Genomic DNA, 7387 nt, shown 5'->3' with positions numbered 1-7387 from the left:
CTTATTGGACAGCCCCTTTTTTAAACTAAAGATAGCCATGGCTGTCTAAACAACCTTTGCTGTAACTCATTCACGTGGGATTCCAGAAGCCGGGATCCGAATGCTGACCTGGGTCCCGATGCCAAGAGCACTGAAAATCTGCACGCCATAGCTTTCACCGAACAGCAGCCCCAGACGAGAGTTGACATTGGCAATTCCATAGCCAGAGGAATGCTCGCTGCTGTCGTGACTCCGTTCCATCATGTGAGCAGCTTTCCCCACAGGCATTCCCATGCCGTCGTCAATAACTTCCAGCACAATATCTTCCCCATCGAGATAACCGCGAATAATAATATTCAGTTTGGCTTCATCATCCCAAATGGCATGATTAATGCAGTTCTCCACGAAGGGCTGCAGCGTGAGCTTCACAATCTGTTTCGGCAGCAGGCTGTCATCAACCTGATAATGTATATGCAGCAGCCCTTCAAATCGGGTCTGTTGGATGGCCATATAATGCTTTGTTAAGGTGATTTCTTCGTTAATTGAAATGAGATGCTTACCTTTGTTGAGGGAGATCCGATAAAATTTAGCCAAATCGGTTACCATTTTGTGAATACGGGCATCCTCATGCTTAATCGCCAGCGAGGAGATGGAGGCTAACGTATTGTAAAGAAAATGCGGGTTAATCTGCGCTTGCAATACATTCATCTCAATTTCCTGCTTTGCAATCTCCTTCTTGTACACTTCGTTGATCAGGTTGTTAATCCGCAACGACATGTTATGGAAAGCCTGGTTCAGCTGTCCGATTTCATCATTGCCCATTTCCAGCTGCGTACCGGTGAATTCGGCGCGTTCGACCCGGCGGATCATCCTGAGCAGATAGATGACTCTGCGGGTAAAGAGTCTGGCTGTAATATAAATAAGTAAAATGGCAAGCAGCAGGCAGATGAGAGCCACAGGCATTAGACGTGCGGCGGCGGCTTTGGCCAAGCTGGCAAAATCGTTGTACGGTACAATTGTAACCGTCTTCCAGCCGGAATTCAGCGTATCGTATACGACAAGCACCCGTTCCCCGTTATAAGTACTATCAAACTTTCCAGAAGTGGCTACGGGAAAAGGATCCGGCAGCAGAGTATGAATAGATGAGCCCAATACCGATTTGTTTTTGCTGGACAAAATGCTACCCTCGCTGTTCACGATATAGATGCTTTTGTTCGGATCCTCCTTAACAATGAGTGAGTAAATATCTGCCTCGGCGATATTCATAGACAGTATTCCGTAAGGATAATTAAGACTGTAATTGTTGAGCAGGCGGGCCAGTGTAAGAGTCGGAGGATTATCCTCTCCAGAAGACTCTTGCAGGAATACTGCATTTCCATAACTACCCTCCAGCGCTTGGAAAAGACCGCTTTTACTCACATTCTCGTCCAGTGCTTTAATAAGTACATTGTCCTTAGGTAGGGAGTGATTGGCCGTGTAGATGGTAATACCCGATATCTCGGGGTTGCTGATCCTTACCGAGCTTATCAGATTGTCGAAATATGTGTAGGCCTCTAAATATAAACGGTTGTCGTTGTATGAATGGGTTAAATAGCCACGCAAAGTTCCGTCAAGAAAAAGCGAGTTTGATATTTTAACATAATAATCTAATTTACTTTGTAGATTGCTGTTGATCCGCGTAGTAGTGGACATCATAGAAGCGTAGGCCTGATCCTCCAGCTCGTTGCGGACTGTCGTGTAAGAATAATAAATCAGCAGCGACAACGGAAGGATGGAAGCAATAAAAAAGACGGCAAACAGCTTCCTTCCCAGATTCATATTCATAAAAAGAGAGCCTATCCATTTCCAAAGCGGGAACAAACGATTCACCAACTTTACCATATCATTTTTTTACGGTACTCATTAGGCGTACAGCCCTTGTGCTTCAGGAATACAGAGCAGAAATACGATACATTCTCATAACCAACCGCGCGTGCAACCTCATGGACCTTCATGCCTTTGTTAGCCAGCAATTTGGTGGCTTCCTGCATCCGGTACCTTGTGATGGCCTCCAGAATGGTCTCGCCGGCAGCTTCTTTGTATAACGTCCGCACATAATTGGGCGAGAGATACACTTCCTTGGCGATCTCTTCGACCGTTAATGAGGTGGAGAAGCGGGTCTGGATCAGCTCCGTTATCGTGTGCAGCAGCTTCTGGGCCTGTGTGTCCGTGCGGCTCCGGATCTTAGCAATAATCTGGCTGCAAACCTCCAACACATACTGCTCCAGCTCATCAATGGAAGGAAGTAGGGAGAGCTGCTCCCAATGATTGATGAACAGCATGCTCCCGGACGTATTCACGAGGAGCGATGAGAACTCATGCTCCACTTCGCCAAGCAAGCCAAGCAGGTGGGAGATGACCCCATTTTTACGTATCCGCTCTTGCCGCAGTCTGCTCAGAAATTCCACAATGACTGCTTTCATTGCAGGCTCATCGGCTAGCGTAAGCGCGCGGCATAGTTCTGCCGCATATCCTTCAGCCTTGATCTGCACCGCCGTGGTCTCCACGGCATCACTGGGAGTAATCACTTTTCCTGTACCCAAATAAAACTTCCATTCGTTGCGTTTCTTAGCCTGCCTGTAAAGGCCGGGCAAGGCCTCCACGGATTGGCCTTCGTCCGATAAAGCGATCGTAAGCCGGCAATTATCCAAAGAGGCAGACAAACCGTGAAGCACCTTCTCCCAATAAGCTTTGTCCGCAGCAGCAAACGGCTTGTCCTGTGACATCAGGATCAGTCCAATGGCCTGCTCCTCGAATTCCACTGCCATGATATAGTCGAAATCTTCAGCTACCAGGGATTGCAATGCTTCAATCAACGATAATCTTGAATAACGATGCTGGTTCTGGCTTCCAAATGCTTGATCGAGCGTGATATAGGCCACTGCGTAAGCAGCATGGGAGGGCAAGGGCAGCGATAGCTTGAATAGTTGGTCGGCCAAGTCCCGGCTGGTGTCCACGTCTTTTTCCACAAGCCATTTAGTCATAAGGCGTTCTTTGGCCGTGTCCAGATTGCGGCGGATCAGGTCATCCTCCTCACATTTTTTCTTGACCGCTTCCATCAGATCACGCAGTTCTTCCATATCTATAGGTTTCAGGAGGTAGCCCGCAGCCTCTACGGACAACGCCTCTTTAATATATTGGAATTCATTATGTCCACTCAGAAATACAATCTTAATGTCCTTATTCAATTGTCTTGCCCGGCGAGCAAATTCCAGCCCGTCCATAATCGGCATACGGACATCGGTCAGCACAATATCGGGTGCGAAGGTTTCTAGTCTCAATAGAGCCTCTTTCCCGTTTTTAGCTGTGCCAACTACCCGGATATCCATCTCCTTCCAAGGCACATAGTGCTCCAATAATTCCATCTCGATTCTTTCATCTTCCACGAGCAATAGCGAATACATAAAATAGCCCCCTTACGTCTCTCTATTCTAGGTGCTAGGACGGAATTGAACAATGAAGGCCGGAGTAGTTTTGGTGGTTTGTATTATGTTTTGTTAAATATTGAAACAGTGTGGCTGCAACTGAGGCGTTTTGTGTTATTAATCATTCAATTGTTGTATAGATGGATGGATGATAGCGCTCTTATAATTTAGTTATAGTCGTTGTCCGGCAGAGATTACAGCAGGAGAAGCGGGAAAGGACGGATTGAACATATGGGAATGGAGCTAGCTTCCTCACCAATCAGCAAACATAAGAAGAACAAGAGGGCCAAAGGAGAAACCTGGCGGCGGATGAAATCGGCAAAATATTTATACCTGATGCTCATCCCGGCGTTCGTTTGGGTCATTGCAATCTGTTATGCCCCTATGTTCGGGCTGTATATGGCTTTTATCAATTACCAGCCCGGCGGAGATTTTTGGACGCAATTTTTTACTAGCAAGTTTGTTGGCTTAGACTGGTTTCAATATTTCTACAACAGCGGTGATTTCTTTCGCCTGATGCGAAACACGCTGCTTTCCAGCACAATGACGATTTTGATCAGTTTTCCGGCTCCGATCATTATCGCGTTGGCGCTGAATGAGGTGAAGAACCGATTTGTTAAAAAGACGGTGCAATCTGTTGCTTATTTGCCCTATTTCGTCTCATGGGTCATTGCGGCCAACATTTTTATTACACTGCTGTCTTCGGACGGAATGGTCAACGGCATCCTGAAAAGCTTGGGGCTGATCGATCAGAGCATTTTGTTTTTTCAGGAAAAAAATTATTTCTGGAGCATTGTCGCAAGCGCTAACACGTGGAAGTCTATGGGCTATAATTCCATCATTTATCTGGCTGCAATCGCGGGAATTAACCCTGAACAGTATGAGGCATCTACGGTTGACGGTGCAAATAAATGGAAGCAGATGCTGCATATCACGCTGCCAAGCCTAAAGCCGACTGCCATTATTCTGCTTATTTTAGCCGTTGCTAACGTAATGAATACCGGGTTTGACCAATATTATCTGATGCAGAATGAATCTGTTATGGCTACCGCCGATGTCATTGACACTTATACGTACCGCTATGGGCTTAGCCAAGGGATGTTCTCCTATGCAGCAGCAGTAGGGCTGTTCAAATCAATCATTTCGATTCTTTTACTGACTACCATCAACCGGGTCTTTAAGAGAGCGTTGTTCTAAGATCATACGTTAAAAGGGGTGAGGCGCTTGAGACGAGCGTTCGATAGAGATGATTTTATTTTTAAAGGCTTGGTTTATTTGATATTATTGGCTCTATTCTGTGTTACCTTTCTGCCGTTCCTGAACATTCTGGCGATTTCCCTGAATGATGCAACGGATTCCGTGAAGGGAGGGATTTCCTTCTGGCCGAGACAATTCAGCCTGCAGAGTTATGAAACCGTGCTAGGGGACTCGCAAATCTGGAGCGCCCTGCGCGTGACGGTAGCCAGAACGGTGGTCGGTGTGCCGCTGTCCCTGTTCACGATCACTATGCTGGCTTACGTGTTGTCACGTAAGGATATTCCGGGCGGAAAACCGCTGACCTTCATTTTCCTGTTCACCATGTATTTCTCCGGCGGTTTGATTCCGTATTATATGGTGCTGAAATCACTGGGGTTGCTGGATACATTCTGGGTATTTATTGTTCCGAGCCTGGTTAATGTATTCTATATGATTATTGTCCGCACTTATATCAATGAATTGCCGCGGGAGTTGGAAGAATCGGCGAAAATCGATGGAGCGAATGATCTGCAAATCTTTTTCAAAGTGTATTTGCCGCTCTGTCTGCCGGTTTTGGCTACAGTGGGTATGTTCCTGGCCATCGACCAGTGGAATTCGTGGTTCGATTCCTATGCTTTTACCAGCAGCATTGAATTGAAGACGCTGCAAGCGAAGCTGGTACAGATTCTCAACCAAGCGGATACAAGCCAAATGACCAGCGGAGCAAATGCTTCCAATAGACAGGCTATTTCACCACAAAGCATCCGCATGGCGATTACGATCATTGCCACTTTACCAATATTGCTGGTATATCCTTTGGTGCAGCGCTTTTTCGCCGAAGGCATGACGCTGGGTTCCGTTAAAATGTAACCATAGAACACTAACTACATGGGGGAATTGACGATGAAAAAAGTGAGCAAAACCATTAAGCTAGGCTTGACCCTTAGCTTGGTGACCGCCCTGCTGGCTAGCTGCGCAGCTGGAAATAATTCGGCAGAAACGACGAATACGAACACCAATGCCGAAAGCAGCAGTACAGTCCCAATCACCTTGAAGTTTTTTGACAAAAACTTCGACCAAGCATTCACAACGCCAGTAGCGCAGGAAATCACCAAGAAAACGGGCGTCAACATTGAAATGGTTCCGACCACTGGCAACGCCGAAGAAAAGCTAAACCTGATGCTGGCCAGTAACGATTTTCCCGACATTGTGCTGATCTCGCGAACTGATGATCTTATCAATAAATATATTGCTGCAGAGGCGCTGATTCCCTTAGACGACTTGATTGATAAGTATGGCCCGAATATAAAGAAAATGTACGGAGATACCATTAGCAAATCAAGAAGTGCGAACGGCAAGACGTATTATCTGAACAATTGGTACTCGCTTGAGAAGGAGCCTGTTAACGGTATTCAGATACGTAAGGACCTATTAATCGAACTGGGTGAGAAGGAACGCGCCGATAATCCGGCCACGCCGTTCACATCTGAGGAATATTATAATCTTTTGAAAAATTTTAAAGAGAAATATCCGACCATTGAAGGAAAAGCGACCATTGGAGCTACTTGGGACTACAGTAATTATGGAACACTGCTGTCTACTTTCAAAGGCATGTTTGGGATGAAAACCTATTACAATGACAACGGTACCTTAAAGCAAGATGTACAAGATCCACAATATAAAGCGATGATGACTTACCTGAACAAGCTGTACCGTGAAGGTCTTGTTGATCCGGAGTTTGTTGTGAATAAAGAAGAAACCTGGAAGCAAAAGACAGCTAACGGAAATGTGTTTTCTACTGAAGGTAGCAATTGGCAGTTGGATACACCCAACTCTATCCTGCGCAAAACGTCTGACGGAACGGAGAATGCAGATCGCCAGTTTTTCTCTTACAAGGTTGTAGCGCCAGGAGTCGCTGCGGATAAGACAACTTATGGAGGGAGAAGCTCGCTCGGCTGGGATGCGATTGGGATTACGAAGAGCAATCCAGACCCTGTACGGACGATTAAGTTCTTCGATTATCTAGCTAGTGAAGAAGGTCAATATTTGCTGATGTGGGGTGTGGAAGGAAAGGATTGGGAAATGAAGGATAGCAAGCACACACCAATCGGTGACATTGTAGATCGCTTCCAAAGCGAGTGGGACAAAACGGTTGAAGCTACCGGCATCAGAAGATATACCTGGTTCATCAACAACGGAAGCGGCAGTGACGGAACTCCATTTGATATGGCAACCAAATATGATCGGGATGCCAGAAACCTGCATTCCAAAGTGGCGCTGGAGGATAGCATTTGGGATACCTCCGAGTACGAGAACTTGGGGCCGGATGCCGGTACACCGGAAGCGCTAATTGCCCAGAAATATGAAGATATCAAGAGAAGCAGCATCGCCAAAATTATTATGGCTAAAACGGAAAGTGAAGCCATTTCTCAATACGACAGCATGATTAAAGAAATGAATGCCATCGGTATGGACAAGCTGGAAACGATCGTCAATGAGAAATACGAAGCACGTATGAAGCTGTGGGAATAAGTGTGAAACCAAGGGAGGAGCCGTCACGGCTTCTCCTTTTTTTGCTAATAAATAACTATGAACGAATATAAGCTCTTGACATGGAGTTAACTCCAAATGCGATAATATCGAATAGCAGAGAGGAAGCAAATAATCGGGTTGTAACCTAGCCACTTTTGCATTGTAACCGCTTTCTT

At 46.0% G+C, this 7387-nt stretch carries 5 protein-coding genes; 3 read left to right on the top strand and 2 right to left on the bottom strand.

All coding sequences use genetic code 11. The features are described from left to right. Window positions 1–66: 66 nt before the first annotated feature. Both ABEW34_RS30855 and ABEW34_RS30850 read right to left on the bottom strand, forming a co-directional pair. Entirely contained in the window at window positions 67–1803 is a 1737-nt protein-coding gene (locus ABEW34_RS30855) for a cache domain-containing sensor histidine kinase (protein WP_430165334.1), read from the bottom strand. Between the two features lie 50 nt (window positions 1804–1853). Further along, window positions 1854–3422, bottom strand: a complete 1569-nt coding sequence (locus ABEW34_RS30850; RefSeq protein WP_430165331.1) for a response regulator transcription factor — start codon at window positions 3420–3422, stop codon at window positions 1854–1856. A gap of 330 nt (window positions 3423–3752) precedes the next feature. Between ABEW34_RS30850 and ABEW34_RS30845 the strand changes: the two genes are divergently transcribed. Genes ABEW34_RS30845 through ABEW34_RS30835 form a run of 3 tightly spaced genes read left to right on the top strand, consistent with a single transcriptional unit; the run spans window position 3753 to window position 7211 of the window. Then, entirely contained in the window at window positions 3753–4640 is an 888-nt protein-coding gene (locus ABEW34_RS30845; protein ID WP_430165329.1) for an ABC transporter permease, read from the top strand. A gap of 27 nt (window positions 4641–4667) precedes the next feature. After that, window positions 4668–5549 (top strand): carbohydrate ABC transporter permease, encoded by an 882-nt coding sequence (locus tag ABEW34_RS30840; protein ID WP_430165326.1) that lies wholly within the window; start codon window positions 4668–4670, stop codon window positions 5547–5549. Window positions 5550–5582: 33 nt separating this feature from the next. Beyond that, window positions 5583–7211 (top strand): extracellular solute-binding protein, encoded by a 1629-nt coding sequence (locus tag ABEW34_RS30835; protein WP_430165324.1) that lies wholly within the window; start codon window positions 5583–5585, stop codon window positions 7209–7211. Window positions 7212–7387 lie beyond the last annotated feature (176 nt).

The sequence above is a fragment of the Paenibacillus algorifonticola genome (assembly GCF_050481745.1).
GTDB classification, from domain to species: Bacteria; Bacillota; Bacilli; order Paenibacillales; family Paenibacillaceae; genus Pristimantibacillus; species Pristimantibacillus algorifonticola_A.
The sequence above is the reverse complement of the archived record's forward strand: the minus strand, read 5'-3'. Positions and strand labels throughout refer to the sequence as shown.